The 26,475-nt window shown below is 58.3% G+C and carries 27 protein-coding genes; 12 read left to right on the forward strand and 15 right to left on the reverse strand.

The features are described 5' to 3' along the window. Positions 1-103: 103 nt before the first annotated feature. The 3 genes from B5G06_RS02335 to B5G06_RS02345 all read left to right on the forward strand — a co-directional run bounded on the left by B5G06_RS02335 (position 104) and on the right by B5G06_RS02345 (position 2,247). Positions 104-706, forward strand: a complete 603-nt coding sequence (locus B5G06_RS02335) for a LexA family protein (protein ID WP_255396436.1) — start codon at positions 104-106, stop codon at positions 704-706. 13 nt (positions 707-719) lie between these two features. Beyond that, positions 720-1,073, forward strand: a complete 354-nt coding sequence (locus tag B5G06_RS02340; RefSeq protein ID WP_158094655.1) for a zinc ribbon domain-containing protein — start codon at positions 720-722, stop codon at positions 1,071-1,073. Between the two features lie 82 nt (positions 1,074-1,155). Continuing rightward, on the forward strand, positions 1,156-2,247 hold the full coding sequence (locus B5G06_RS02345; RefSeq protein WP_087187502.1) for a type I restriction endonuclease: 1,092 nt from the start codon (positions 1,156-1,158) through the stop codon (positions 2,245-2,247). Between the two features lie 111 nt (positions 2,248-2,358). On the opposite strand, the gene B5G06_RS02350 is transcribed toward B5G06_RS02345, so the two are convergent. Then, entirely contained in the window at positions 2,359-2,970 is a 612-nt protein-coding gene (locus tag B5G06_RS02350; protein WP_087187503.1) for an N-acetyltransferase, read from the reverse strand. Next, positions 2,970-3,143, reverse strand: coding sequence for a hypothetical protein (locus B5G06_RS14130; RefSeq protein WP_087187504.1), 174 nt, complete (start codon positions 3,141-3,143; stop codon positions 2,970-2,972). The genes B5G06_RS02350 and B5G06_RS14130 overlap by 1 nt, the downstream gene beginning before the upstream one ends. A 255-nt stretch (positions 3,144-3,398) precedes the next feature. Here B5G06_RS14130 and B5G06_RS02360 point away from each other — a divergent pair, with 255 nt between their 5' ends. Next, positions 3,399-4,799, forward strand: coding sequence for a recombinase family protein (locus tag B5G06_RS02360; RefSeq protein WP_242955316.1), 1,401 nt, complete (start codon positions 3,399-3,401; stop codon positions 4,797-4,799). 29 nt (positions 4,800-4,828) lie between these two features. Here the strand turns inward: B5G06_RS02360 and B5G06_RS02365 are convergent, their stop codons facing one another. After that, on the reverse strand, positions 4,829-6,118 hold the full coding sequence (locus tag B5G06_RS02365; protein ID WP_087187505.1) for a FeoB small GTPase domain-containing protein: 1,290 nt from the start codon (positions 6,116-6,118) through the stop codon (positions 4,829-4,831). Beyond that, positions 6,109-6,351, reverse strand: a complete 243-nt coding sequence (locus tag B5G06_RS02370; protein ID WP_087187506.1) for a FeoA family protein — start codon at positions 6,349-6,351, stop codon at positions 6,109-6,111. Before B5G06_RS02370 ends, B5G06_RS02365 begins: the two co-directional genes overlap by 10 nt. A gap of 231 nt (positions 6,352-6,582) precedes the next feature. Here B5G06_RS02370 and B5G06_RS02375 point away from each other — a divergent pair, with 231 nt between their 5' ends. Continuing rightward, complete coding sequence (locus tag B5G06_RS02375; protein WP_087187507.1) at positions 6,583-7,950, forward strand: MATE family efflux transporter; 1,368 nt, start codon at positions 6,583-6,585, stop codon at positions 7,948-7,950. Positions 7,951-8,049: 99 nt separating this feature from the next. On the opposite strand, the gene B5G06_RS02380 is transcribed toward B5G06_RS02375, so the two are convergent. From B5G06_RS02380 to B5G06_RS02390, 3 genes are all read right to left on the reverse strand, one after another. Next, positions 8,050-8,433: a RidA family protein gene (locus B5G06_RS02380; protein WP_087187508.1), complete on the reverse strand. Its 384-nt coding sequence runs from the start codon at positions 8,431-8,433 to the stop codon at positions 8,050-8,052. A gap of 100 nt (positions 8,434-8,533) precedes the next feature. Further along, the gene (locus B5G06_RS02385; RefSeq protein WP_087187509.1) at positions 8,534-8,872 is read right to left on the reverse strand and encodes a hypothetical protein; all 339 of its coding nucleotides are present in this window, start codon (positions 8,870-8,872) and stop codon (positions 8,534-8,536) included. Between the two features lie 144 nt (positions 8,873-9,016). Continuing rightward, positions 9,017-9,973, reverse strand: a complete 957-nt coding sequence (locus B5G06_RS02390; protein WP_087187510.1) for an L-lactate dehydrogenase — start codon at positions 9,971-9,973, stop codon at positions 9,017-9,019. 264 nt (positions 9,974-10,237) lie between these two features. Between B5G06_RS02390 and B5G06_RS02395 the strand changes: the two genes are divergently transcribed. The 5 genes from B5G06_RS02395 (at position 10,238) to B5G06_RS02415 (ending at position 17,162) form a co-directional block, all read left to right on the forward strand. Further along, positions 10,238-10,912 carry a response regulator transcription factor gene (locus B5G06_RS02395; RefSeq protein WP_087187511.1) on the forward strand — a complete coding sequence of 225 codons (675 nt, stop codon included), beginning with the start codon at positions 10,238-10,240 and terminating at the stop codon, positions 10,910-10,912. Further along, positions 10,902-12,491 carry a sensor histidine kinase gene (locus B5G06_RS02400; RefSeq protein WP_087187512.1) on the forward strand — a complete coding sequence of 530 codons (1,590 nt, stop codon included), beginning with the start codon at positions 10,902-10,904 and terminating at the stop codon, positions 12,489-12,491. The genes B5G06_RS02395 and B5G06_RS02400 overlap by 11 nt, the downstream gene beginning before the upstream one ends. Before the next feature lie 131 nt (positions 12,492-12,622). Continuing rightward, on the forward strand, positions 12,623-13,357 hold the full coding sequence (locus B5G06_RS02405; RefSeq protein ID WP_087187513.1) for an ABC transporter ATP-binding protein: 735 nt from the start codon (positions 12,623-12,625) through the stop codon (positions 13,355-13,357). After that, the gene (locus B5G06_RS02410) at positions 13,347-15,821 is read left to right on the forward strand and encodes a COG1361 S-layer family protein (RefSeq protein ID WP_087187514.1); all 2,475 of its coding nucleotides are present in this window, start codon (positions 13,347-13,349) and stop codon (positions 15,819-15,821) included. The genes B5G06_RS02405 and B5G06_RS02410 overlap by 11 nt, the downstream gene beginning before the upstream one ends. A gap of 3 nt (positions 15,822-15,824) precedes the next feature. After that, on the forward strand, positions 15,825-17,162 hold the full coding sequence (locus B5G06_RS02415) for an ABC transporter permease (RefSeq protein ID WP_087187515.1): 1,338 nt from the start codon (positions 15,825-15,827) through the stop codon (positions 17,160-17,162). Positions 17,163-17,207: 45 nt separating this feature from the next. On the opposite strand, the gene B5G06_RS02420 is transcribed toward B5G06_RS02415, so the two are convergent. Continuing rightward, on the reverse strand, positions 17,208-17,993 hold the full coding sequence (locus B5G06_RS02420; protein ID WP_087187516.1) for a TetR/AcrR family transcriptional regulator: 786 nt from the start codon (positions 17,991-17,993) through the stop codon (positions 17,208-17,210). Between the two features lie 353 nt (positions 17,994-18,346). Here B5G06_RS02420 and B5G06_RS02425 point away from each other — a divergent pair, with 353 nt between their 5' ends. Further along, positions 18,347-19,345: an amidohydrolase family protein gene (locus B5G06_RS02425; RefSeq protein WP_087187517.1), complete on the forward strand. Its 999-nt coding sequence runs from the start codon at positions 18,347-18,349 to the stop codon at positions 19,343-19,345. A gap of 16 nt (positions 19,346-19,361) precedes the next feature. After that, complete coding sequence (locus B5G06_RS02430; protein WP_087187518.1) at positions 19,362-20,666, forward strand: MFS transporter; 1,305 nt, start codon at positions 19,362-19,364, stop codon at positions 20,664-20,666. A gap of 95 nt (positions 20,667-20,761) precedes the next feature. On the opposite strand, the gene B5G06_RS02435 is transcribed toward B5G06_RS02430, so the two are convergent. The 7 genes from B5G06_RS02435 to B5G06_RS02465 all read right to left on the reverse strand — a co-directional run bounded on the left by B5G06_RS02435 (position 20,762) and on the right by B5G06_RS02465 (position 26,471). Beyond that, a complete protein-coding gene (locus B5G06_RS02435) occupies positions 20,762-21,268 on the reverse strand; it encodes a nucleoside-triphosphatase (protein WP_087187519.1) in 507 nt (168 codons plus the stop codon). Next, positions 21,265-21,843, reverse strand: coding sequence for a hypothetical protein (locus tag B5G06_RS02440; protein ID WP_087187520.1), 579 nt, complete (start codon positions 21,841-21,843; stop codon positions 21,265-21,267). The genes B5G06_RS02435 and B5G06_RS02440 overlap by 4 nt, the downstream gene beginning before the upstream one ends. Continuing rightward, positions 21,840-22,526 (reverse strand): hypothetical protein, encoded by a 687-nt coding sequence (locus B5G06_RS02445; protein WP_087187521.1) that lies wholly within the window; start codon positions 22,524-22,526, stop codon positions 21,840-21,842. Before B5G06_RS02445 ends, B5G06_RS02440 begins: the two co-directional genes overlap by 4 nt. A 67-nt stretch (positions 22,527-22,593) precedes the next feature. Then, positions 22,594-23,595, reverse strand: coding sequence for a hypothetical protein (locus B5G06_RS02450; RefSeq protein WP_087187522.1), 1,002 nt, complete (start codon positions 23,593-23,595; stop codon positions 22,594-22,596). 47 nt (positions 23,596-23,642) lie between these two features. Further along, positions 23,643-24,419, reverse strand: a complete 777-nt coding sequence (locus B5G06_RS02455) for an ABC transporter ATP-binding protein (RefSeq protein WP_087187523.1) — start codon at positions 24,417-24,419, stop codon at positions 23,643-23,645. Continuing rightward, a complete protein-coding gene (locus B5G06_RS02460; RefSeq protein ID WP_087187524.1) occupies positions 24,409-25,428 on the reverse strand; it encodes a FecCD family ABC transporter permease in 1,020 nt (339 codons plus the stop codon). Before B5G06_RS02460 ends, B5G06_RS02455 begins: the two co-directional genes overlap by 11 nt. Next, a complete protein-coding gene (locus B5G06_RS02465) occupies positions 25,425-26,471 on the reverse strand; it encodes an ABC transporter substrate-binding protein (RefSeq protein WP_087187525.1) in 1,047 nt (348 codons plus the stop codon). Before B5G06_RS02465 ends, B5G06_RS02460 begins: the two co-directional genes overlap by 4 nt. Positions 26,472-26,475 lie beyond the last annotated feature (4 nt).

Below are 26,475 nucleotides of genomic sequence, written 5' to 3' on the forward strand. Positions count from 1 at the left end.
CCTTAATCAAGGATTGTCAATGTATTTATCCTTGTTTAAGTATTTTCCGCATAGTGCATAATTCTTAATTAAGGAGTGATGCCGCTTGGATGCTCAACTTTTTGTGCAAAACATCAAATACTACTGCAATCTACGGGATGTAAAACCTACGGTTGCGTGTCGAGAAAGCGGCGTGGGCAGTAGTTTTATCAACAACGTGGAACGCGGTCAAACCCCTTCCGTCGCAAAAGTCCAAATGCTGGCTGACTACCTTGGGGTGACAACCAGCGAACTGCTGGGCGAGGCCCCGGGCAGTTCGTCCTCCGGCATCCGCGTCCCCGTCCTCGGCACCATCCCCGCCGGCATCCCCCTGGATGCCATAGAGGATATCCTGGACTGGGAGGAGATCCCGGCAGCCTGGGCCACCGGCGGCCGCCAGTATTTTGGCCTGCGGGTCAGGGGAGACAGTATGTATCCCCGCTATCTGGACGGGGATACCGTGATCCTAAAAAAAGAAACGACCTGCGAGAGCGGTGACGACTGCGCCGTTTTGGTCAACGGCTCAGAAGCCACTCTCAAGCAGGTCATGATAAAAGGGGACGGCAGCCTGGAGCTGCGCCCCACCAATCCAGCTTATCCTCCGCGCACCTACTCCCCCGCTGAGATCGAGTCCATCCCGGTCCAGATCATCGGCGTAGTGGTAGAGCTGCGGCGGAAGATAAAATAAAGGAGTGTTTTATTTGTTTTGCTCTTACTGTGGTGAAAAGTTACCAGATACCGCTCTATTTTGTCATAAATGTGGTGCCAAAATTGGAAGTGCCCCTACTGTAGCAAATAAAGTAAAACTCATACTAGACAGAGCCAGCCAAGTCTATCTGGTAAACCCGCCAATTAAAGCCGTTGTAAATGGAACTATTTATGTATCTATTGAAAATGGACACACAGAAACTGTTGAATTAGATCCTGGTCCCTGTGTGGTTGAACTATCCGGAAGTTTTCGCAAAGCAAAACTTGAATTTGATCTTCAAAAAGATACTGTGGTGGAGATTGGTTTTAATCGCATAACAGGAAAACTGACTGCCTCAATAAAGTAAAGTATTATCACTGCCAATCATAAGACAAGCGCAGATGAATATGCCCTATTAAGATACATATAGCGAGAACGGAGGAAGCAGAATGGACTTTATTGATCAACTGAAGCAATTCTCCAAGCGCGTGGAGAGTATGAAGGATTCCATTAACACGGAGGAAGCCACAAAGACCGCTATCATCATGCCATTTTTCTCTATGCTTGGCTATGACGTTTTTAATCCACAGGAGTTTGTCCCTGAATACACTGCAGACGTAGGTATCAAGAAGGGCGAGAAGGTAGATTATGCCATTATTAAAGATGGAGATCCTGTAATCCTTGTAGAGTGTAAATCCATCTCTGAAAACTTAGATCGGCACGACTCCCAGCTGTTTCGATACTTTGGAACTACCACCGCAAAATTTGCAGTCCTTACAAACGGTGTGATTTATCGTTTCTATACAGATCTGGACAACCCCAACAAGATGGACGATGATCCCTTCTTAACAGTCAATATTCTGGACATCCGTGAGAATCAGGTTCCGGAGCTGAAAAAATTCTGCAAATCGGTATTTGATGTAGATGCCATTTTCAGTACAGCTTCAGAACTGAAATATGTACATGAGTTTAAGTCTGTCTTTACCGCTCAGCTCAACAATCCGTCCGACGATCTGATCCGCTTCTTCCTGCAGGACTGCTATTCTGCTCCCAAGACACAGAGCGTGCTGGAAAAGTTCCGTCCAATTCTGAAAAAGGCGCTGAACGATCTGATCAGCGAAATGATGAACGACAAAATCAAAACGGCCCTGGGCGGCAGCGGCGGCAACGTCTCCATCAATGACACCAAGCCAGTCGATGACACGCCCGTTCCTACAGCTGAGGAACCAACCCCGGAGAAAAAGGAGCCTAACATCGTGACCACCGAGGAGGAGCTGGAGGCATTTTTTATCGTCAAGAATCTGCTCTCCGACCTGGTCAGCATCCACGACATCACATATAAGGATACCGAATCGTACATTAACATTCTCTATAAGGCCAACACCAGAAAGTGGATCTGCCGGCTGCGGCTGACGGATAGTCAGAAGACGCTGATCATTCCCGATGAAAACAAGAAGGAGACCAAGTATCCCCTGACTGATATCTATGATCTGAAGGGGTTCCATGACCAGTTGGCGGAAGTACTCCAGCGTTATCTTTAAATAAAAAGAGCCGGGGCTCACGCCCCGGCCTCTTAAAACGCCAAGAATCGAACATTTGTATTGTTCCGGTTCCTTAGTTGCAAAAAAGCCCCAACTTATCAGCTGAGGATTTTAATGTAAGTACTTCAACAGCTGGATCAGGTGTGTACCGCTCATTTCAGTACGCTCATCCTTATCCAGCTTTCGCTTTCCAAATTCCACATACCCATTGTCACTATAGAATGACCTCAGACGATCAACGTCTTCACACTCCAGGTATACCACCTTGCCTCCGATGATTCGCTGAGCAAGCCGAATCTGATCTTCAGCCATTTTCAACAGCTCGTCACCAGTAATCAGTTTATTATAGTCGTTGGTGTAATTCTTACCGAGTTGAGCAACCAGCGGAGCCATAATTACCAAATCATTTTTAGCCGCACTTGGCATTGCAAATTTTCTTAAGCGTCTACCAAGTGTGCCGGAAACAGAGTGCTTATTCACTACAATATACTTGTTGGCAATCGTAAAATATCCGCAAATGACATTTTCCTTCCGGTAAGACGCATATACCAAAAAGGTCTGAGAAATCCCCTGCTTCGCGAAATCGATTGCAGATCTCTTTGTCAGAAATCGCTCAACATCCCCGTTCTTTGGACACGAAAAGGAGGAGAGGATCTCCCGACAGAAATCCTCTCCCTTTTCTTCTATGATGTCGCTGAGGGACAGTATCGAATAACCTGCCATCATTTATCTCCAAAAAAATCTTTGATTTTATCCTTCTGGATAGTCTGGCACGTTCTGGATATTCGGACCTCTTTGCTCTTTTTTCCCTTTGCGTGCTCAAGTGCTGTAGCAAAACCGCGGCATAGCGACTTGTCCCGGAAGCGGACATCTTTCAGGATGCTCTTTGTAGCCATAACCGCACCTCCTTTACTATGCTACGCTTATATTATAGCAGCAGAATAGCCAAAAAAACACTGGGAAATTCTACGAAGTTCTTGTTAGCTTATTGTTGACTTTTTTAATCACACTATTTCAATGATGGCATTTGACGCTGTCCCTCACTTATGGTGTAACATTACTAAAAGTTGCACATTGAGATACACCCAAGTTCAAAATCTTTTAAAGACGCCAAATATAGACCATTGATATTAAGATAAGGAGGACGCCTCATGTCCAAGGACAAAATGATGGTATTCGGCTACGCCAGAGTCTCCACCGAGAACCAGCTGGAGAACTACTCCATCGAGGAGCAGACCGCCCGGCTGGAGTCCTATTGTGCCGCCAAGGGCTGGGTGCTGCTGCACACCTATATAGACGGGGGATACTCCGGAGGGAACACGGACCGGCCTGCCCTCCAGACCATGCTGGCGCAGATCCGGGAGACCCATGTGGACGCTGTGGTGGTCTACAAGCTGGACCGGCTCAGCCGCTCCCAGAAGGATACACTCACCCTCATCGAGGACGAACTGCTGGCCCACGGCACTGATTTTGTCTCCATCAATGAAAACTTCGACACCTCCACACCCTTCGGCCGGGCCATGATCGGAATACTGTCCGTCTTTGCCCAGCTGGAGAAGGATCAGATCACCGAGCGCTTTACCATGGGCCGGATCGGCCGGGGCAAGGCCGGGTACTTCCATGGCGGCGGCAACGCACCCACCGGCTATACCTATGCCGACGGCGTCCTTACCGTCAATGAGTACGAGGCCATGCAGGTCCGTGAGGCTTTTGATCTGTTCCTGGCCGGGAAGTCCATCAACGCGATCTGGCATATTTTATCCACAAAATACACCACAAAGTGGACGGCGGCAAAGGTCCGCAACGTGCTGAAGAACAGCCTCTATATTGGGAAAGTCCATTTCATGGGGCAAGAGTATGATGGAATACATCAGCCCATTGTGGAGGAGCGTGTCTTTACCGCCGCCAATCAACTACTCAACAGCCTGTCCCGTGAGGCGGCAAAAACAACATCCCAGCGCAACCCTTTCCGGGCAGGCTACCTGCTCTCAGGCCTGCTGTACTGTGGCCGCTGCGGAGCCCGGTACTCAGCCAACCATGGATACTACAAATGCTATTCCAGAGCCAAAAGCAGCCCCAAATTTGTCCGTGACCCGGACTGCAAAAATGACAACTGGGAGATCGGCACATTGGATCACCTCGTATGTCAACAGGTGGATGCGATGGTATCCAGCTCCGCTGCCGTAGATCACGCGATCATGGCTGCCGACGCTGCCAAGACGGTGCACATTGACAAGGAAAAGCTGCGTCGCACTTGCGCGGAGCTGGAACGGCAGATCGAGCGTCTGATCGAGCTGTATCAGGTTGGCTCCATTCCCATGGCATCTATCACCCAGAGGGTCAACGTTCTGACGGCACAAAAGGCTGCGCTGGAATCGCAGCTTAACGCTCCGGATGAGGTGCCCGCCAAAGATCTGTTTCTTGCTGCCGTAGAGGACTACCGGCAGGGCTTTGCCGATGGGGACACAGACCGCAAACGTGCGCTTCTGGCCGGTCTTCTGGAGCGAGTAACCATTGACGGCCAGTCAATTCAGCTCCATTGGAGGCTGTAAATAGCAATTTGCAAAATTATATATACTACTCACATGGTCAGGGCCTGCTTGCCGCAGGCTTTGGCTTTTTGAAACGCATGATCCAGCAGAAAAGCCACCCGAGGAAGATATCCAAAATCCTCCAGCAATGTAAAAAGAGGAAAGAAGATGGCCATAGGGGGCAGCATGACGCTGATCACCCAAGCCAGCACCCGGTATACGCCTAGGACCAGCGCCCCGTGGAGCCACTCCGGAGCATTGAGCCAGACAAACAAGTCGGTAAGCCGATCCTGAATCCAGAACAACCCATCGGAAAGCATCTGAGAGGGATAGTTAGCTCCCTCTATGGTGAGCCACAGCACAGCCGCCAGCAGAAGCAGCATAGCGGGAATACCGGTGGCCCTGGCGGTAAGCAATCGATCCAGCCGTTCCCCCCCTGCAGCAGCCACACCCTGGGGCAGGGCCTCTTGGGCGGCCTGGTGGGCTGCATGGACCAGGCTGGCCGCCAGCTGATCGCTCAGGTCCGTTATCCCGCTGTGGGCCAGCAGCTCCCTGGCCCCGGTCAACGCGGCTTGAAGTTCCTGGTCCTCCTCCGGGTCCCAGCCTATCTGCCGTGCCAGGCTGGAAGGAAGCGTGGGATCTCCCTCCAGCAGCCGCAGCGCCGCCCAGCGTACAGGGAGTTTACCCTGGAGCCTGGATTCCAAAAGGGGTTTGAGGGAGGCAGCGGCAAATTCCACCTGAGGCGGATAACAAACTGGCCGGGGCTTGGGCGGCTCCTTTCCATCCAACAGATGGTCCAGTGCTTCCATCAGATCCTCCAGACCCTCCTCCCGTCCGGCGGAACTTCCAACCACCGGAACGCCCAAATAGGCAGACAAAGCCTCCAAATCCACCGTAATATGCTTGCGGGCAGCCTCGTCCAGCAGGTTGACACACACCACGGTCCTGGGTTCCAGCTCCAGGGTCTGGAACACCAGATTCAGATTGCGCTCCAGACAGGTGGCGTCGCACACCACCACCGCACCCTGAGCACCACCGAAGCAGAGAAAATCCCGTGCCACTTCCTCCTCAGCGGAGTGGGCTAACAGAGAATAGGTACCCGGCAGATCCACCAGTGTATAGGACCTTCCATTCCACTGGCATCGCCCTTGAGCCACCGCTACGGTCTTGCCCGGCCAGTTCCCGGTGTGCTGGCGCAGACCGGTCAGTGCATTAAACAGGGTAGACTTACCCACATTGGGATTGCCCGCCAGTGCCACCACCCGTTCCGCTTCGTCAACCTCCAGCGGCTGGAGCACTGCCGCCGCGCCCACTCCTGTGGCAGCCCGCGTCAGTCCCATGGCGCGCCTGCCAGTCTGACGCCCCTGGCATCCCGCCGCCGCAGAGCAATGACCGCCCCACGGATCAGATAGGCTGCCGGGTCACCCGCTGGGCTGACCGCCGTGCAGCTCACTGCAGTCCCCGGCACCAGTCCCAGGTCCAGCAAACGCCGGCGCATGGCCGGCTCGGTCAGCACCTCGGCCACCTGGCCCCACTGGCCCACCCGAAGGGCATCCAAGGTAATGGTACTCATATCATAACGCTCCTCGCTGTCACTTGAAATGGGTGGAGGCTCACCGTCAGCCGGTGCAGGCCCCCACAACCTATCATATTGCGGAGCAGAAGGGGTGGTGTCTCCGAAAAACTGGTTCGTATACTGAAAATCTATTGACTAACCATATACAATCGATTAGAATAACAACGAAATGGATTCTTTTTTGCCGCAGCGGTCCGCTGCGGCTCTCTTTTCGGTTGGGAGGTTTTTATGTCAGAACTGCAAGAAAACAAAATGGGCGTCATGCCCATCAAACGTCTGGTCCTCTCCATGTCCCTGCCCATGATGATCTCCATGCTGGTGCAGGCTCTGTACAATGTGGTGGACAGCTACTTCGTGGCCAAAGTCAGCGAAAACGCACTGGCTGCCGTGGGAATGGCCTTCCCCTATCAGAACCTGATGATCGCTGTCAGCGTAGGTACCGGCGTGGGCGTCAACGCCCTGCTCTCCCGCAGCCTGGGCGCCAAGGACTTTGATACAGCCAACCGCACCGCAGAGAACGGCGTTTTTCTGGCCTTCCTCAGTATGCTGGTCTTTTCCATTGCAGGTGTTGTGTTCGCCGAGCCCTTCTTCCTGGCACAGAACAACGACCCGGATATCGTCAACCAGGGCGTGGCTTATCTGCGGATCTGCGCCGGGCTCTCCATTGGTCTCTTTATGGAGATCATGTTTGAACGGCTGCTCCAGTCCACTGGACGCACCTTCTATACCATGATCACCCAGGGCGTGGGCGCAGTCATCAACATCGTTATGGACCCCATCCTCATCTTTGGCATTGGCCCCTTCCCGGAGATGGGCGTGGCCGGCGCTGCTGCCGCCACCGTGCTGGGCCAGATCGTTGCCGCCATTTTGGCTCTGATCTTCAATATCACCCACAACCATGAGATCCAGCCCAAGCTGAAGGGGTTCCGCCCCCGCGGACATATCATTGGACGCATTTATAGCGTTGGCATCCCCACCATCGTACTCAACTCCATCAGCTCGGTGATGACCTTTGGTATGAACCTGATTCTGGGCGCAATCTCTACCTCCACCGCGGTGGCAGTATTCAACGTCTACTTCAAGCTCCAGAGCTTTGTATTCATGCCGGTATTTGGCCTGAATAACGGCATGGTACCCATCGTCTCCTACAACTTTGGTGCCCGGAAGCGTAAGCGTCTTACGGAAACCGTGCGCTTCAGTGCCATTCTGGCCGTTGGCATCATGCTGGTGGGCCTGGTGATCATTCAATTTTTCGCCGCCCCCATTCTGGGTCTGTTTGAGGCCTCGGCGGAAATGCTGCGGATCGGCGTGCCCGCCCTGCGGATCATCAGCCTGTGCTTTGTATTTGCCGGCTTCAACATCATCTGCTCCTCCACGTTCCAGGCCCTGGGCAACGGCGTGCTGAGCATGATCATGTCCATTGTCCGTCAGCTGGTGGTACTCCTCCCCGCCGCTTACTTCCTCTCCTTTACCGGAAGTGTAACCGCCGTGTGGTGGGCCTTTCCCATCGCCGAGATAGCCTCCCTGATTTTGAGTCTTCTCTTCCTGCGGCTGGTCTTCCGCAATGTGATTGCTCCCCTGGGAGACAGTGAGTAAGCCTTTAAAGTAAAATAATGAGATCTAAAAATAAGCAGCCCCCCGTGCCCGGTTTGACCAGGCGCGGGGGGCTGCTTTTCTCTTTGCAATGATCTATGCTCAGCACTTGACGGCAATGACTGCGATCTCGATCTTGCAGTTGTCCGCCAGGCCTACGTTGCCGTAGCACAGCCGGGCAGGCATCCGCTTGGGGTCAAAGTGGCGCACATACTCCGCGTTCATCTCGTCCCGCTCGGCAAAATCCCGCAGCAGCACGTCGATCCGCACCACATGGTCCATGTCGGAGCCGTAGCGCTTGAGCAACTGCTCCAGGTTGTTCAGCACCTGGCGGGTCTCAAAGGTGATGTCGCCGCAGGCCAGCTCCTGGGTCTCCAGATCCTCGGATACCAGGCCGGAGAGGTAGAGGTACTTCCCGTCCACCACCACCAGATCGGAGTAGGGGGCCTCCAGATCGTCTGTAAAGCGAATGTAGGTATTGTCCATAAAATCCACTTCATCCTTTCCATCATCGGGCCTGCATCTGAAGGACAGGCCTGTTCATGCCATTATCCCACAGATCCCGTCCAAACGCAACGGGTGCGCTTTACTTCACCTTGCTGATGGCGGTAATCACAGGAGTAGCACCGTCCACCCCCAGCTCACCGGTATAAGTAATCTCCACCGAGTCACCCTCGGCAAATCCGTCGACACTGACGCCCTTGCCGTAATCCATGCCCTGGTACTCACCATCGCCGGTAAGCAGCACCAGATAGTCCCCCATCTGGTTGATGATCCCGCTCACCTTTTTTTCCTCTACCTTCTCCGTGGACTGGGGCTGGCTGGAACCATCGTCCGTCTTTTTACCGCTGTCAGCCTTTCCGCAGGCGCTCAGTGCAAACACCACAAGCACCAGAGTAAGAACCAGGCAAATCTTCCGCTTCATAGTCATGTTCCTTTCTTTGTCCCTGTCTGGGATTGATGCATTCACCGGGCAGACCTTGCCGCCCGTGTTACGATGCTTAGACTCCCGTCGGGGTCGGAAAGTTGTGCCAGCCGCAAAAAGAAAGGAATTCTTTATAATTTCCGATTACAGTTCCAGAGTGGCAGCCACCTGCTTCAGGGTCTCCGCCGAGCGGCGCAGCTGCTCCTGCTCCTCCTGATCCAGCACGATAGGCACATGGGTCTCCACCCCGTCCAAGCCTACAATGGCAGGCATACTCAGGGCGATACCCTCGATGCCGTACTCACCGTGCATCATGGTGGACACCGGCAGGATGGACCGCTCATTGCGGACAATGACCTCGCAGATCCGCTTTACCGACATGGCAATGCCATAGTAGGTAGCCTGCTTCTTGGCAATGATCTCATAGGCGCTGGTCTTGACCTTCTCGGCAATCTCCTTCATGGCAGAGGCGTGATCGAAATGGCCCCGCATCTCGCAGAAGTCGTTGAGGGGGATACCGGAGACGTTGGAGCTGCTCCAGGCGGCGATCTCGCTGTCGCCGTGTTCACCGATGATGAAGGCGTGGACACTGCGGCTGTCCACATGGAGGTGCTGCCCCAGCTGGTACTTGAGCCGGGCGGTATCCAGCACGGTACCAGAGCCAATCACACGGTGCTCCGGCAGCCCGCTGAGCTTGAGGGCTGCATAGGTCAGGATATCAACCGGATTGGAGACAATGAGCAGGATCCCCTGAAAATCCCGCTTTGCGATCTCAGGGATGATGCTCTTGAAGATCGCTACATTCTTGTGGACCAGATCCAGCCGGGTCTCGTTGGGCTTCTGATTGGCCCCCGCCGTCACAATGACCACGGCGGCGTCCGCCACATCGTCATAGGTACCGGCATAGATTTTCATAGCCCCCGCAAAGGGGATGCCGTGAGCAATGTCCTTGGCCTCACCATCGGCCTTGTCGAAATTCACGTCCAGCAGCACCAGTTCCGAAAACAGATGGCTCTGCATCAGGGCAAAGGCCGTGGCGGAGCCTACAAAACCGCAGCCGACGATGGCAGCTTTGCGGGGATTGACGATGGTCTTTTTCATCATATACACCTCTCTATGTTCCGTGGATCACTCCACGGCCTGTGCTTTTGCAGGTTTCCTTGCGTTGTCTAAATCATATATGATTTTAGGTATTTTGTCTGTTGCTATTGCAACAGAACAGCAATTTTCTTTGGGTGCTGGGCTCTATTGGTTCCTCGCGTCTTAAGATTCGTAAAGGCTCCGCTTTTTTCGCGGGCCGGACTTTCCCAATCCGCCTTCCTCTGTTACAATGGGAGCACAATACAGCACGAGGAGGCGCTGTCCATGACACCTATGATTCTCATTGCCGAGGACGACGCGGATATCCGGGGCCTGCTGCGTCTCTATCTGGAAGGCGAAGGCTTTCGGGTTCTGGAGGCGGATGACGGCAGCAAGGCGCTGGAACTGGCCCGAACCCACAGCCCTGACATGGCCATTCTGGATATCATGATGCCCGGCCTCAACGGGTTTGAGCTGACCCGCGCCCTGCGACAGTACAGCCAGCTGCCCATTTTGATCCTGTCCGCCAAAAACCAGGACAATGACAAGATTCTGGGTCTGAATCTGGGGGCGGACGACTACATTGCCAAGCCCTTTAACCCGGTGGAGATCGTGGCCCGAGTGAAGGCCCAGCTGCGCCGAGCGGGCCGGACAGGTCAGGATGTGCTCACGGTCCGGGATCTGGCGCTGGATACCGTCACCTGCCAGCTGTCCAAACGGGGCGTCCCCGTAGCTCTTACCCCCATGGAATATAAGATCCTGGCCCTGCTCATGCGCTCCCCCGGCCGGATCTTCACCAAGATCCAGCTGTACGAGGGGGCGGTGGGCCCCTACTTTGAGGGGGACGACAACACCATGATGGTCCACATCTCCAAGCTGCGGGACAAGCTGGAGGACGACCCGAAGGACCCCCGCTATATCATCACCGTGAGAGGATTGGGGTATAAGCTTGAAAAATAAACCGGTTCCCGGCAGCCTGTTCGGCCTGCTGGTACGCAATTACCTGCTGTTTACCCTCACCCTGCTGGTCATTGTGGGCGGGATCTTTTCTCTGTGGGATCAGTGGCTGACCCGGCTCTATCAACCGGCGGACTGGGCCGGTCTGATGGCCGACAGCGCCTTGTTATCCGGCAATTACCAGAGCCTGACCTGCTATACCGGCGACACAGGCAGCGCCTTTGCCGTCTATGACGGGGATGGTCTGCTGGTCTACTCCTCCGATCTCGGGTTTGACCCGCTCTGCACCCCCAGTGAACTGGACTGCGTCCAGCTCTGGGATGCAGATGCCGCCGTTACCACCTTTGCGTTGTCCAACGCGAACAAAGAATCCCGCTATCTGGTGATCCGTCAGTCCATGAGCGACGGATCGGTGGACACCATGGTGCTGAATGGCTCCTATGAGGTCATATTTGGCGGCCTGAAGGAGGGCAAGACCGTCTATACGCCCCAGGAATTTCTCTACCTGTCCGGCAAGCGGTTTTCCGACGCCTTTCTTACCCGTGGGGTCTTTGTCAATCAGGACAACGAGCCCATGACCGTTCTGCTGCGTGAGGCGGTGATCAGCGACGCCGATTACATGAAACGCTATCAGGATTCCTGGAAGGTTTGGCTCCTCTTTATCCCCCTGTTCCTGCTCAGCGCAGGGCTCTTCATCTGGTGGCTCAGCCGTCGGATCGGCCGGCCTCTGCGCAGGCTCAACGACGCGGTGGTCTCCCAGTCCGAGGGCCGGATGGTCCGGGTGGGGGACTGCGGCGGAACCCGGGAGATCCGGCGTATTGGAGAGAGCTTCGACCGTTTTTCCGACCGGCTGGCCGAGAGTGAAGCGGAGCGCCAGCGGCTGGATCAGGGCAGGCAGAAGCTGATTGCCGACATCTCCCACGACCTCAAAACTCCCATCACCGTCATTGCCGGATACATTGACGCCATCTGTGACGGCAAGGTACCCCCTGAGGAACAGGAGCGCTACCTGCGGGCCATTCAGGGCAAGGCAGCCGCCCTCACTGAGCTGGTGGACGCCTTCCATGAATACAGCAAGGTGGAGCATCCGGAGTTTGTGCTCCACACCGAGCCCACCGACCTGTGCGAATTTCTGCGGGCCTATCTGGCAGACAAATATGACGAGATCGATCTGGCGGGCTTCGGGCTGGACATTGATCTGCCCGACCGGGCCCTGCGCTGCCAGTTGGACCCCCTGCAATTCCGCCGGGTGCTGGATAATCTGCTTTCCAACGCCCTGCGGCACAACCGGCTGGGCACCATGCTCTTCTTCCGGCTGACCGAGACCGAGGGCAAGGCTCTGCTCACTGTGGCGGACAACGGCGCAGGGATTCCCCCGCAGCGGATGAAATCTATTTTTGAGCCCTTTGTGGTGGGCAGCGATGCCCGTTCCGGCCAGGGCAGCGGCCTGGGCCTGTCCATCACCCGCCGTATCATGGAGCTGCACGGCGGCTCTATTGCCCTCTCCACCCGTCCTGCCGCCGGGAAGGGCACCGAATTTCTCCTCACCCTTCCCCTGTGGCAGCCGCCTGTCTCCACCTGATTTGACGCTCCGGACTGAAAACAGTCCGGAGCGTCTTTTTTCTTTCTCCTACCTTTACAAATCTTAAACAAACCCACACGAGGGATAAAGAGTGGTCGGGTATACTCCCATTCAGAAAGGGGGCAACACCTATGAATGGGCCTGATTTGCGCAGCCGCCCCATCATTGAAGTAAAAAATGTCCGCAAAGAGTACCCCATCGGCGACGAGACGGTGGTTGCACTCAAGCGCATCAATCTAAGCGTGTCCCGTGGGGAGATCTGCTGTATCTTCGGCACCTCCGGCTCGGGCAAAAGTACCCTGCTCAACCAGCTGGCCGGTATGGAGAAGCCCACCCGTGGGGAGGTCCTCATCGGCGGGGTACCCATCTCCCGGCTGAATGAGAATCAGCTGGCCGCCTTCCGGCAGCAGCACCTGGGCTTTGTGTTCCAGTCCTACAACTTGCTGCCCAACCTGACCGCCACCGAAAACGTGGCCCTCCCCCTGATGTTTCGTGGGGTGCCCAAAGCCCAGCGGGAGGCCGCCGCCCGCAAGCTGCTCACCCGGGTAGGGCTGGCCCACCGGCTGGACCACTTTCCCCGCCAAATGTCGGGCGGTCAGCAGCAGCGTGCGGGCATCGCCCGGGCCTTTATTGCCCGGCCCGACGTGGTCTTTGCCGACGAGCCCACCGGCAACCTGGACTCCAAAACCACGGTAGAGATCATGAACATGATCTGCACCTTTGCCCGTGACTACCACCAGACCATCATTCTGGTCACCCACGATCCGGAAATGGCAGCCTACGCCAATCGGATCGTCACCCTCATCGACGGCGAGATCGTCAGCAACAAAGTCAATCCAAAGGAGAGATCTTCACATGAAACATAACTTATTCCGCACCGGCGTTTCTCTGCTCCTGCTGCTGGCCATGCTGGCGGCGTCGCTGCCAGCAGTCTTTGCCGCCGAGGGCAGCAATCTGTACATCACCGGCTACCAGGTCACCGATTCCTCCGGCCGCTCGGTGGGCAGCATCAGCAAAGGCAATACGGTCAACATCACCGTGTCCGTCAAGGATACCGGCGACGGCACCGGGGCCGGCGATCCCAAAACCCTGGACATTACCAAGCTGGACGACAGCTTTACCGGCGGCTCCCTCTCGGTGGAAAAGACCTCCTCCGACTCCGCCCCCCTGGTCTACGCCGTCCGGCTCACTGGCCTGACCTATAAGGGCGTGGGCCAGAGCCTGAAGCTCCAGGTGGGCACCGCCGGCGATGCCAGTTCCTATCAGACGCTGGAGGTTACCATTACCGAAGCGGTGGTATATGAAGCGCCCACCAATGTTCCAGAGCCTCCCTCCGCGCCAGATCCCGCCCCCGCCCCCATGGTGCTGGTCTCCCGCAGCGAACTGGAGAAGCCCATTGAATCCGGGCAGGAGGTCAAGCTGAAGGTCACCTTCCAAAACCTAAGCAACACTAAGCTGAAATCCCCTGTAGTCACCTTTACCCCCTCCGATGGTCTTCTGCTGGAGAGCGGTGCTTCTTCTTTCCCCCTGGCGGACATTGCCGGAAAAAAGAGTGTCAGCTTGGAGATCACGATCAAGGGCGCCAGCGCTATCCCCTCCCCCGCCCAATCTTTAGGCGTGGATCTGAAGTTCAACTACTACAACAACGTCTCCACCGTTCAGGGTAATGTTACCGACAAGATTTCCATCCCCGCCATTGGCCGGGAGAGCGTGCCCCAACCGGTGGTGCTGGTCACCCGCTCCACCCTGCCCCATCCTCTGGCCGTGGATGAGACCGCAACCATCACCCTCCGTTTCCAGAACACCAGCTCCACCCCGCTGGTCAAGCCGGTGGTAGCTGTCACTCCCTCCGAGTCCCTGATGATCCTCAACGACGCCGCTACCTTCCTTCTGCCTGACATCCAGCCCGGTAAAACCGCTACCCTGGACGTACAGATCCGGGTGGCCCGGGGCAACAGCAGCACCAGCCAGACCCTGAGCACCGAGCTGAAATACGGCTATGACAACGGCGGCATGATGACCCAGGCCTCCGTCTCCGACAAAGTCGTGGTACCCACCCAGGCCAAAGAGACCGTCCCCCAGCCGGTGGTGCTGGTCACCCGCTCGGCCACAGGTAAGCCCATCTCTGCCGGTGAGACCCTGCCGGTCACCCTCACCTTCCAGAACGCCGGTACCACCGCCCTGGTCAAGCCGGTGGTGTCTGTCACCACCTCCGAGTCACTGATCCTGATGGACCCCACCTCCACCTTCCTGCTGCCTGATCTGGCCCCGGGAAAAAGCACCTCCATCTCCGTCAAGGTACAGGCTACCAAGGATCTCTCCTCCACCAACCAGTCCCTGAACACCGAACTGAAGTACCTCTATGACAACGGCGAAACCATGACCCAGGCCACTTCCTCCGACAAAGTGAACATCGCTGCCAACGCCTCCTCCAAGTCGGATACCTCCGTGCCCAACGTGGTGGTACGCAGCTATTCCTACGGCGAGAGTTCCGTACCCTCCGGCAGCGCCTTCCCTCTGAACTTTACCTTTGAGAACACCGGCGCCGTGCCCATCTCCAACGTGGTAGTCACCGTGGACGGCGGAGAGACCTTCACCATGGACGCCAGCACCAACACCTATTTCTACAAGGCTCTTGCCGCCGGGGCCAGCCAGAGTCAGGAGATCCCCATGCGGGCCGTACCCACCGGCAAAAGTGGCGCGCAAGGCCTGACCCTCTCCTTCAAATATGAATATGTGGACGGTGAGAAGCGCACCCAGGCCAGCTCCGACGTAAAGCTGTCCATCCCCGTCTACCAGCCCGACCGCTTCCAGATCAACGCCCCCTCCGTGCCGGAAACGGTATCCATGGGGGAGGAGACCGAGCTGCTGCTGACTTATGTCAACAAAGGCAAGGATGATCTGGCCAATCTGGAGGCCACGGTGGAGGGCGAAGGGGTGGACACCCCCGCCCGCACCCAGTACCTGGGCAACGTCACCGCAGGCGCTAACGGCAACATTGGCTTTGCTCTTACCCCTAACACCGAGGGAGACGTGAAGGTGGTGCTGAAGATCACCTACGAAAACGCCGACCAGCAGGTCCAGACCCGGGAATTCCCTGTCACCCTCCATGTGACCGCTCCTCCGCCGCCGGAGGATTTCCCTGACGACTTTGATCCCGACATGGACGAAGGCGGTTTCCCCTGGCTGACTGTGGGACTGGTCGCCGGAGCGGCGGTGCTGGCCGGCGGGGGAGGCCTGCTGATCTGGAAAAAGAAAAAGGGCGGTAAGGCCGAAGAAAACAGCTGGGACAACTGGGATGATACCCCGCCTTCCAACGAGGGGGAATAAGCCATGAAACAAAAAGATATGCTGCGCATCTGCCTGCAAAACCTGATGCGCCGCAAATCCCGTACCTTCCTCACCGTGCTGGGCGTCCTCATCGGCTGCTGTTCCATCGTGATCATGGTCTCTCTGGGCATCGGCATGAAGGAGGCCCAGGACAAGACCCTGGCGGAAATGGGGGATCTAACCATCATTACGGTCAACGCCCCCCAGGGCGGCCGGGGCAAGGTCAAGCTGGACGACCCGCTGCTGCGGCGGCTGAAGGCCCTGCCCGGCGTGGAGGCCCTCACCCCCAAGCTGTCCCTGGAGGCGGAATCCATCCGCCTCATCACCGGAACAGGAAAACGCTATATTGCCGACTGGACCACAGTGGTGGGCGTGGATACCGCCGCGCTGGAGCAGATGGGCTATCATCTCACTGCCGGCGTCCTGCCCAAGCGGGAAGGCGAGATCCTGACCGGTCAATATCTGGCCTACAGCTTCAAAGACACTCTGCGCCCGGAAGGCCGCAACATGATCGACCGCTGGACCGGCGAGTTTGACGACAGCGGCAAGCCTGTAGACCCTCCGCCCCCCTATCTGGACCCGCTGAAGCAGCCCATAACCATGGAAATTGAGACGCAGAACGGGAAAATAACCCTGCCCTTTAACCCGGTAGGCGCGGTAAAGGAAGACTACTCCAAAGGCAGTGAAACCTCCGAAGGGATTCTGCTCAATATGCCCGACCTGCTGAAGCTGATGGAAAAGACCCAGGGCCGCAAGGGCAAAAAGCCGGCCTATGACTCCATCATGGTCAAGGTCAAAAGCATCGATCAGGTGGAACCGGTGGAGCGGGAGATCAAGTCCATGGGCTATCCCACCGAGTCTATGGAGAGCATCCGCAAGCCCATGGAAAAGGAGGCCCGGCAGAAGCAGATGATGCTGGGCGGTCTGGGCGCCATCTCCCTGTTTGTTGCCGCCCTGGGCATCACCAATACCATGATCATGTCCATCTCCGAGCGCACCCGGGAGATCGGCATTATGAAGTCCCTGGGCTGCTACGTCACCGACATCCGGATCATGTTCCTCTCAGAGGCCGGGGCCATCGGCCTCATCGGCGGACTGATCGGCTGTGTCATCAGTTTTATCGCCTCGGTGGCCATCAATCTGGTCTCACTGGGGCCATCCATGGAAAATCTCCTGCCCGCCATCGTGGGCGGCGAGACCGTGACCCGGGTCTCGGTGATCCCGCCCTGGCTGCTGCTCTTCGCTATCCTGTTCTCCATTCTCATTGGCCTGGGCTCCGGCTATTATCCCGCCAACAAGGCGGTACGCATACCCGCCCTGGAAGCCATCAAGAGCGAATAATAAATAACAGCCTCCCGGCAATGCCGTGAGGCTGTTATTTATTATTTATTTTAAAATTCCGTTGAGGAAGATCCCCGTCAGGGTGTCCACGATCTGTTCATCGGTGTACTGGGGCTGGATGCCCACCACAATCTTGTACTGGATGGCAAAGCCGAACAGAGAGCCTACATATGTCTTGGCCGCCAAATAGAGGTCCAGCCCATCCCGCAGCCGGGTCTGATCGGCATACTGCTTGAGCACCGTCTCCAGGCACCGGGCCACATAACCGATGCCGTTTTTATGGTACATATTGCTGATCTCCGGGTGGCGGTTGGAGTCCCGGATAATAGCCCGGGTAAAAGCCGTCCGCTCCGGCGTGTTGAAGATGGACAGATAGTCCAAGCCGATGCGCTTGACGGCGGCCTCCAGGTCAAAGTCTCCCATCTCCGGCTGGATGCTCAGGAAATTGAAATGGAAGGGAGTCTCCTGCATGACTGCGGAATAGAGGGACTCCTTGTCTTTGAAATATTGATACAGCGAAGCCTTGGAATAGCCCGACTCACGGGCAATCATATCCATGGACACACCGTCGTAGCCATGCTCCCCGAACAGGATCAGCGCTGTCTGGAGGATGGAGGCGCGATTTGCGTTATAAACGTCCTGAAGGGCCTCGTCCTCTGAAATATTCAACTGCTGAAACAGGTCCTTCTTCCCCTGAAAATAGAGGTAAATGGTGGATGGCGATATGCCCGCCCGTTTGGCAATGCTGTTAATGGTGGTCCCTTTATAGCCTTCCTGCTGAAAAATTTCTTTCGCTGTCCGCAGGATCTTTTCTCTGACCTCATGCTCCATGTGCACTTCTCCCTTCCGTCCGGCAGTACACGCCGCCGGACCAGGAATCGCAGAGGCGCTTGCGTGCAGATCACGCTGCCCCGCAGACAGCGTCCAAACCAGATAGTCTTAGTTTATCCCGTTATCCAAATGATGTCAAGCCAATCTGAACCCCTCCCCGCTTCCCTGGGCGTTCCAGTATTCCGCACAAGGTTTTCCTCCCATTTTTGTCTAAAACACATATTCTTCCTTTTTTCGTGTAATAATAACAGAATAACACTTGACAGTATGGTGTTGTTATGATACTCTCTAGCCACAGTAATAATTATTACCGAACGATTCATTTAGATTATTACAAGGAGAGGATATGTGGTATGAGACGCATCGACCTGGAAAACCATTTTTATGACCAAAGCCTGATAGACGCGTTGGCCAGCCGGACCATGCCCCCCCGCTATGACGCCAAAACCGACATCATCCACTGGACGGACAACATCACCATGCCTCAGGGCGTCCTGCTGCAGAAGCTGCTGGATGTGGGTGAGAAGCGGCTGGAACTGATGGACCGCCAGGGCATCTCCCAGGCTGTCCTCAGCTGTTCTCCCGGCGCGGAGGAACTGCCCATTGCAGACAGCATCGCCGTCTGCCGGGCCACCAACGACGCCCTGTATCAGCTGACCCGCCGCCATCCCGACCGTTTCCTCGGCAGCGCCATCCTGCCGGTAGGGGATGTGGACGCCGCTCTGGAGGAGCTGGAGCGGTGCGTGAAGGAATACGGTTTTGTCAGCTGGCATACCCACTCCAACTACGGTGATACTTCCGCTGACGATCCCCGCTATCGCCCCCTGTTCCGCAAGGCGGCGGAGCTGGGCGTCTACGTCTACCTCCACCCCCAGCTGCCCAAGGGCCAGCGATACGAGGGCTTCGGCTTCACCTTTGCCGGTCCCGGCTTGGGCTTTACCGTGGATACGGTGACTACCCTGCTGCGGATGGTGGTGTCCGGCCTGTTTGATGAGGTACCTCAGCTCAAGCTGGTGCTGGGCCATCTGGGTGAGGGCCTGCCCTTCCTGATGGAGCGGATCGAGAACCGGATCAAATTTTTGCCCAACCCCGCTCTTCAATGCAAGCAGGATCTGGGGTATTATTTCCGTAATAACATCTGGGTCACCACCAGCGGCAATATGTCCAAGGAGGCCTTCCAGTGCACCAAGGACGTGCTGGGGATGGATCACATCCTCTTCGCCAGCGACTATCCCTACGAGTCCCTGGAAGATATGATGGCTTTCCTGGGTCAGCTTCCCCTAAGCCAGGAAGAGACGGAACAGCTCTATTTCCGCAACGCCCAGCAGGCGTTGGGTATCCCTCAGATCTGATCGGGAGGTAACGATGATGAAAGCGCGTAAAAACGACGGCAACAAGTCCTCTGTGGTCAACTTCGGCCTTCACGGCTGGGTCACCATTTTCTACTGCCTGTTCATGTTCTGGCTGTACGCCGGTATGGTCAACAGCGGCTCCAATGTCACCGCCCCCGCCATCGCGGAAAAGTTCGGCATCCTCAGCGGCACCGTGCTCACCATGAACACCGTGGCCGGTGTGGTGGGCGTCATCTTCTTTATCATCGTGGGCCAGGTCAACCGGGCCATCGGCGCCCGTGTCACCTCCGGTGTGTGTATGATCCTGGCCGGTATCGCCTACTGGGGCGTGGGCAACGCCGTCAATCTGGCCATGTACACCATCTGTATGTGTGTGGTGGTGGGCGGCGTCATGTCCGCGGGCTACATCTCCGGCGGCGACCTGGTGACCCAGTGGTTCCCCAAGAAAAAGGGCATCGTCATGGGTTACACCACCATGGGCCATAACCTGGCCTCCGTGGCTTTCGTTCCCCTGATTACCTATCTGGTGGGCACCATGGGCATCGGCAACGGCGTGCTGCCCATCTCCGCCTGCTGCATCGTACTGGGCGTGCTGGGTCTGCTCATCGTACGCAACACGCCCCAGGAGCGGGGCCTCAATCCCGACAACGTGTCCGACGAGGTCTATCAGAACGAGTATTATCACGGTCCCCAGGACAACACCGGCGGCTGGACCACCAAGAAGCTGCTGTGCTGCAAGGAGACCTGGCTGGTGGCCATCACCACCGGTATGTTCCAGATCTGCTCCCTGGGCGTGGTGTCCCAGATGGTGCTGCGCAACATGGAGCTGGGCTTCACCCGTGAACAGGCCACCTTCACCCTCTCCCTGGTAGCCTGCATCGGCCTGGTGGGTTCCTTCTTCGTGGGCTATATGGACGAGCGGCTGGGCACCAAAAAGTCCATGGTGTTCTTCGGCATCTGGTACGCCCTCTCCCTGCTGGCCAACGCCACCGAGAACACCATCCTGGTCTACGTCTCCATCTTCATGATCGGTATGTCCATCGGCGGTTCCGCCAACTTCACCACCTCTCTGGTTACCTCCGTCTACGGCCGCCAGGGCTTCAGCAAGGTCAACTCCGTGATCTTCCCCATCCAGGGCGCTGTCTCCGCCCTCTCCTTCGTGGTCAATGGCGTGGTGTCCAACATCACCGGCGGCAACCTGCGCTATACCTATATCATCTTCGCCGGTGTGTCCATCGTCTCCTCTCTCATTGTGCTGGTCATCGACGAGCACCGCTTCAACCGGGACTGGCAGCAGGGCCAGAGCTCTGCCCGTTCCTGATCCCTCCTACTCCCCTCATCTTGTCCGTACAGACGGGCCATTCCCTCAAAAAGGCCCGCCGCAGGCTGTTGCACCTGCGGCGGGCCGCTTTTGTCTTATGGGTTGTAAGATAATTCCTCACTCAGTCGGAGATAGAGTTCTTCCCGGTTTTCCGGAGTGATGAGGCACAGCCGTGCCCCCGGCAGGGAGCGCACTCGGTTTAGGAAGGGCGTTTTCGCCGGCTTGACGGCGGCCAGGACCAGACTGCTGCGGCACATCAGCTCCACCACCGCCTGCTGGAAGCGGGGGGCCTCCTCTTCCAGTACCCCCAGCTCGTCCAGCACCGTTACGCCCCCCGTCGGGATGGCCTCCAGCCACACCGCCGCCCGCTGGAAGGCCTCCGGAAAGGCACGCCGGGGCTGTCCCGGCAGCCGCCGCCCCACCCGGTTCTCATCTCCGTACCGGGGCGGCTGTCCCATTGGGTGGATGTAGATGGAAAAGCCCTCCCCCTCCGCCTCCTTGCGGGTCCAGAAGCCCCGGGCCTCCGGGAGCCGCTCGCCCAACAGGCGGCGGATCAGGGTGGTCTTGCCCACGCCGATCTCACCCTGAATCAGCAGGATCATTCCGCCCCACCTCCATAATATTTGGCGGTGTGGTAGGCAAACAGCCCCTGGAGCATGGAGGTGATGTTGCCGGTGGACACCGAGGCCCCGGTGACCGCGTCGGCATCCACCCCGGCGATCTGCGTACCGTAGCCCTCCCAGGCGTCCAGATCCGCCTTGGTGGCCTTGACCAGCATCTGGACAAAATGCTCATCCATATACTCCTCGGTATACTCGGCAATGTAGTAATTGGGGTTGCTGTCCCCCCATAAACCCTGGTTGTTGCCGAAGCTGATGGCCCGGATGGCGGCGTCCTCCGGGTCCTTCTTGTTGTTGAGCAGCTCCACATAGGCCACCGACATATAGTTGACGATGGAATCCCGGCAGGTGCAGGAGGGGAAGGCCACCTGATAGCTGGTAAAGGTGGAGTTGCTCTGCTCAAAGAGGATCACCGCCGTCTCCTGGCTGTCCGCTCCGCCGGAGGCATAGTGGGTAAAGGTGAAGGTGGGAAACTTCTCCTCCGCCTGGACGTTTTCTCCGCCTCCGCAGCCGGACAGCAGAAGCAGCAGGGCCAGCACCGCCGCCCCCCGCCTCATGTTCCGTCCTCCAGGGGATGGAGCCGGTCAAAGTCCAGGTAGGCGTAATCCGCCCGCCAGGTGGCGTAGATCTTCTCCCCGTCGGCGTCCTCGGGGTAGATCACCAGCTCCTGAGCGTGGTCGCCGGTATAAGTCCAGTTGGCCCCCACGTTGTACAGCAGCTCCGGGTCCCAGCCCAGGTAGATCAGCAGTTCCTTCATCATGCCCGCGTAACCGCCCCCGCCGCACATGAGGAAAATGGCCTGATCCTTGGGGAACAGCTCCTCCAGGATCAGCTCCGACTCCTCATACAGGGGCCTGGCCTGGGCCACGGTGCCGTCCTCCGCCCAGGTCACTTCATAGAGGCACTCCCCCTCATAGCCGCCGGACACCGGCAGGGTCTGGAGGGTGGCCAGGTAGGGATAGGGCACAATGCGGAAGCCCTCGATGGTGCGGGTCAGGTCGGCCTCCCCGCCGATCTCACCGTAGTTAGCCGGATCGAAGAGCAGCCGCACGTCCCGGTAGGCCACGTCCTCCCGGCCCAGATACTGGTCGATGGTCTCCATATTGATATTGCTGTCCACCCCGAAGGGGCTGTCCCCCATGGGCTCCGGCGGCGGCAGGTCGGCCTGTCCGCCTCCGGCGCAGCCGGACAGGCACAGACACAGCGCCAGCGCCGCCCCACACACACGCTTGCTTCTCATTTCCACATCCTCCTTTGACCGGCAAGGGCCGGGGGCAGACTCCGTCCCCGGCCCTGTTGGTCCCAGATCACTGGGCCACGATCTCCACCACCAGCTTGCAGTAGGCTTTGGAGGAGGTCTCCAGGCAGGGAGCCACCCAGACGGTGCCCTCCTCGCCGGTCTCCTTGTCCTTCTCAATGGCCAACAGGGTATATTCGCTGTCGGCGCTCTCCAGATCCAGCTCGGTCTCGTAGCCGTCGTTGGCCACCGCCTTCACGCTGGTATAGCCCTCCGCGCCGCAGGCGGCCAGCACGTCGCTGAGCCGGTAGCCGGTGTAGGTGGAGGTGGAGGTCTCCCCGGCGCTGTTGGTGACGGTGGCGTCGATCTTATAGATGCTCAGCCCCGCCAGGGTATCGTTGGTCACTTCCGTGCCGTTCACCAGGAAGGAATAGGGCGCAAATTCCACCTTGTCGGTGCGGTCCTGGATCTCGGGGACGCCGCCGGTTTCACCGCCGGATTCGCCGCTCTGGGCGGGCTGCTGGGTCTCGCCGCCGTCCACGGCGATGGACACCATACCCTTCAGGTAGTCGCCGGTGGTGCCGGAGGAGCAGGGTGCGAACCAGGGGGAGCTCTTGAACTGCTCCCCGTCCTTGGAGATGGCCACCAATGTAGTGGGCGCGGCGGCGGTGGCCTGATCCACCTCCACCTCGTAGCCGTCGTCAGCGGCGGCGGTAACGGTGGTGTAGCTCTCCACACCGGCGGCGGCCAGCACATCAGACAGGGCAAAGCCCACATAGACGCAGGTGGACTCGGTCCCGGCGCTGTTCACCGAGGTGGCCTGGACCTGATACACCGGATACTCCGCCATGGTCTCGTTGGTGATATCGGTTCCGTTGACATTGATGGTGAAGGAAGGAATGGTGACTCCCTTCACCTCCTCCGCCGTGGGCTCCCCGCCGGTCTGGGGGCTCTCCACCACGGGCGTGGTATTGGCCGGGGTCTCGGTGGTGGGCGTTCCGGTCTCCCCGCCGCAGGCGCACAGCACCAGCAGCATGGCAAGGGACAGCAACAATGCGGTCATTCGTTTCATTTCCATCTCTCCTTTTCTATTCTCATCCCAATGGGAACGAGTCCCTGTTAAAGAGGCGGGTAGAGGCACACCCGCCGGCCCAGCTCCTGGTTGTAGCGCACCAGCAGCTGGGTATCGTAGATCTGCCGCAGCAACTCCTCGGTGAGCAGCTCCTCCGCCGGTCCGGAGCGCAGGCAGCCCTGCCGGTCCAGCACCGCCGCCGTCCCGCCCAGCAGGATGGCGTGGTCCGGGTTGTGGGTGGTGACCACCGTGGCATACCCCTCCTCCGACAGGCGGCGGACCATCCGCAGCACCCGCAGCTGGTTGCCAAAGTCCAGGTGGGCGGTGGGCTCGTCAAAAAGCACTACCTTGGGGTGACGGACGATGGCCCGGGCCACGGTGGCCTGCTGCCGCTCGCCGCCGCTGATATCCGTGTAGGGCCGGTGGGCCAGATGGGAAAGGCCCATGGCCTCCAGGGCCTGCTCCGCCTCCCGCCAGTCCTCCGGCCCCGGCCGGGCCAGGGGGGAAAGGAGGGCTGCCCGGCCCATGAGCACAAACTCCAGCACAGAATAGTCAAAGACCGGGGTGTGGTTCTGGGGCACATAGCCCGCCAGCCTGGCAATCTCCCGCTCGCTCATGGCGGTGATGTCCCGCCCGCACAGGCGGACAGCTCCCGCCTGGGTGGGCAGCAGTCCCATCATGCAGTTGAGGAGGGTGCTCTTGCCCGCGCCGTTGGGGCCCAGCACCGTCAAAATCTCCCCCTCCTTCAAGGTGAGACATACCTGCTCCAGCACCGGGGGACCGCCGGGGTAGGAAAAATTCAGATCATGGATTTCATAGAGCATGGCCCGCCCTCCTTTGCCGCCACAGCAGCCAGCCGTAGAAGGGGGCCCCCACCAGTCCGGTGAGGATACTCACCGGCATCTCCTCCGCCCCGATGGTGCGGGTGAGGGTGTCCACCACCAGCAGAAACAGCCCGCCCAGCAGGGCGGACACCGGCAGCAGCCTGGTGTGGCCCGGCCCCGCCAGCATCCGGCCCAGGTGTGGAATGGTAAGGCCCACCCAGCTGATGGTACCTGCCAAGCACACCGATGAGGCAGTGAGAAGGGTAGCGCACAGGATCACCGTACCCCGCACCGCGCTCACCGGCAGGCCCAGGGCCCGGGCCTCGGTCTCCCCCATGGACAGCACGTCAATGCGCCAGCCCATAAGGATAAGCACCACCGCCGGGATAAGCAGGAAGGGCAGGGCTGGCAGCAGGTCCTCCAGGGCCAGATAGTTGAAGCCGCCCATGGTCCAGTAGGTGATGGCGGCCAGCTGGGTCTCCGGGTCGGCAGTGTATTTGAGAAAGCCCAGCAGAGAGGACATGGCGGACCCCACGATGATACCCGAGAGCACCAGCATCAGGTTGGCCCGGCTGCGCAGCAGCATGGGCAGGGTTACCGTCAGCCCCACCGCCAGCAGGCCGCCGGCAAAGGCGAAGAGCTGGACCCACCCGCTGGTGAGGGAGAGGAGGATGGCCGCCGCCGCCCCCACGCAGGCGCCCCCCGACACTCCCAGAAAGTCCGGGGAGATCAGCGGGTTTTGAAACACGCCCTGATAGGCCGCGCCGGAGACCGACAGTGCGGCTCCCACCAGAATGCTGGCCAGGATGCGGGGGACCCGCAGGCCCAGCACCACATTGGAGGTCATCTGGTCGGCGGACCCGCCGCCGGTCAGGGCCCCCCACAATACACTCAGGCTTTCCCAGGGAGTCACCGGATACTTTCCCACACACACCGCCAGCACCGCCCCCACCGGCAGCAGCACCGCCAGCAGAGGGATGAGCCATGGATTTCTTTTCCGTCCCCTCATGTCAGCGTATACCCCAGGTAGTCCGCATCAAAGGTGCGGCCGAAGAGGAAGGTATAGTAGTCCTGGATCTCCGCCTCCAGTTCCTGGGTGGAGAAGGCATCCGGATACATGGTGTGGAGCATCCAGAAGGTACCCAGCACACTGGCCACCCCCGGCATATCCCAGGTGTCAATACGAGCGGGAATCTGGTACACCCGCCCGTCCTCCACCGCCGCCAGGGCGCTCCAGGCCGGATCGGTAAGCAGCTCCTCCGGCGTATAGTCCAGAGCCGCCGAGCTGGTACAGAAGAGGTACTGGGGGTTCCAGGAGAACACCGTCTCCACCCCCACGTTCATCCAGTTGCTGTCGTTGGTCACCTGGGCGGAGACACTGATGCCCCCCGCCTTTTCGATCATCCAGGACTGAAGCATATCTCCCCCGGCAATGCGGCCCGGCTCGCTGCCCATCACTAGCGCGGTGACCCGCTCCTCCTGGGGGATGCCTGCCACGATCTCGTCGATGGTCTCAAATTTGCCCTCCATCCAGGCGATGACCTCCTCCGCCCGGTCCTCCCGGCCAAAGTAGGTCCCCAGCAGCCGTAGGGTCTGGTAGATGCCCTCCAGATCCTCCCCCGAGATGCACACCACGTCGATGCCCAGCCGCTCCACCGCCTCCACCGTCTCACTGTCGTTGGCCCGGTGGACCAGCACGGTGGCGCCGCTGGCCGCCAGAGCCTCCAAATCCACCACGCCCCGGCCCACCGTACCCGCCTCATCCAGAGCGGGTACCGCGTCGGTCCAGAAGGAGGACTTGGCATTGACCGCCACCACCTGCTCCGACAGGCCCAAAGCCACCAGGAAGGGCACCGCCGTACCGTACACCGAGGCAATCTTCTCCTCCGCCGGTTCCTCCGGCAGGGCCAGGGTCCGGCCCGCCCCGTCGGTAACGGTCTCCCCCGTGGGAGCGGGAGACTCCTGGGACTGGCCGCCGCAGGCGCACAGGTTCAGGGTCAGCAGCACCGCCAGCAGCAGGGCGCAGAGTGATTTTCCGTTATGCTTGGTCATATCT

It is taken from the genome of Flavonifractor sp. An52 (genome assembly GCF_002159385.1).
Lineage (GTDB): Bacteria > Bacillota > Clostridia > Oscillospirales > Oscillospiraceae > Flavonifractor > Flavonifractor avicola.

Coding starts and splice junctions, on each gene's coding strand:
- B5G06_RS14130 (WP_087187504.1), bottom strand. CDS start 3,143: ATGGCTACAAAGAGCATCCTGAAAGATGTCCGCTTCCGGGACAAGTCG.
- B5G06_RS02445 (WP_087187521.1), bottom strand. CDS start 22,526: ATGAGAAGCAAGCGTGTGTGTGGGGCGGCGCTGGCGCTGTGTCTGTGC.
- B5G06_RS02410 (WP_087187514.1), top strand. CDS start 13,347: ATGAAACATAACTTATTCCGCACCGGCGTTTCTCTGCTCCTGCTGCTG.
- B5G06_RS02465 (WP_087187525.1), bottom strand. CDS start 26,471: ATGACCAAGCATAACGGAAAATCACTCTGCGCCCTGCTGCTGGCGGTG.
- B5G06_RS02405 (WP_087187513.1), top strand. CDS start 12,623: ATGAATGGGCCTGATTTGCGCAGCCGCCCCATCATTGAAGTAAAAAAT.
- B5G06_RS02435 (WP_087187519.1), bottom strand. CDS start 21,268: ATGATCCTGCTGATTCAGGGTGAGATCGGCGTGGGCAAGACCACCCTG.
- B5G06_RS02370 (WP_087187506.1), bottom strand. CDS start 6,351: ATGAGTACCATTACCTTGGATGCCCTTCGGGTGGGCCAGTGGGGCCAG.
- B5G06_RS02460 (WP_087187524.1), bottom strand. CDS start 25,428: ATGAGGGGACGGAAAAGAAATCCATGGCTCATCCCTCTGCTGGCGGTG.
- B5G06_RS02455 (WP_087187523.1), bottom strand. CDS start 24,419: ATGCTCTATGAAATCCATGATCTGAATTTTTCCTACCCCGGCGGTCCC.
- B5G06_RS02415 (WP_087187515.1), top strand. CDS start 15,825: ATGAAACAAAAAGATATGCTGCGCATCTGCCTGCAAAACCTGATGCGC.
- B5G06_RS02360 (WP_242955316.1), top strand. CDS start 3,399: ATGTCCAAGGACAAAATGATGGTATTCGGCTACGCCAGAGTCTCCACC.
- B5G06_RS02390 (WP_087187510.1), bottom strand. CDS start 9,973: ATGAAAAAGACCATCGTCAATCCCCGCAAAGCTGCCATCGTCGGCTGC.
- B5G06_RS02365 (WP_087187505.1), bottom strand. CDS start 6,118: ATGGGACTGACGCGGGCTGCCACAGGAGTGGGCGCGGCGGCAGTGCTC.
- B5G06_RS02450 (WP_087187522.1), bottom strand. CDS start 23,595: ATGAAACGAATGACCGCATTGTTGCTGTCCCTTGCCATGCTGCTGGTG.
- B5G06_RS02385 (WP_087187509.1), bottom strand. CDS start 8,872: ATGAAGCGGAAGATTTGCCTGGTTCTTACTCTGGTGCTTGTGGTGTTT.
- B5G06_RS02395 (WP_087187511.1), top strand. CDS start 10,238: ATGACACCTATGATTCTCATTGCCGAGGACGACGCGGATATCCGGGGC.
- B5G06_RS02345 (WP_087187502.1), top strand. CDS start 1,156: ATGGACTTTATTGATCAACTGAAGCAATTCTCCAAGCGCGTGGAGAGT.
- B5G06_RS02375 (WP_087187507.1), top strand. CDS start 6,583: ATGTCAGAACTGCAAGAAAACAAAATGGGCGTCATGCCCATCAAACGT.
- B5G06_RS02440 (WP_087187520.1), bottom strand. CDS start 21,843: ATGAGGCGGGGGGCGGCGGTGCTGGCCCTGCTGCTTCTGCTGTCCGGC.
- B5G06_RS02350 (WP_087187503.1), bottom strand. CDS start 2,970: ATGGCAGGTTATTCGATACTGTCCCTCAGCGACATCATAGAAGAAAAG.
- B5G06_RS02430 (WP_087187518.1), top strand. CDS start 19,362: ATGAAAGCGCGTAAAAACGACGGCAACAAGTCCTCTGTGGTCAACTTC.
- B5G06_RS02420 (WP_087187516.1), bottom strand. CDS start 17,993: ATGGAGCATGAGGTCAGAGAAAAGATCCTGCGGACAGCGAAAGAAATT.
- B5G06_RS02380 (WP_087187508.1), bottom strand. CDS start 8,433: ATGGACAATACCTACATTCGCTTTACAGACGATCTGGAGGCCCCCTAC.
- B5G06_RS02425 (WP_087187517.1), top strand. CDS start 18,347: ATGAGACGCATCGACCTGGAAAACCATTTTTATGACCAAAGCCTGATA.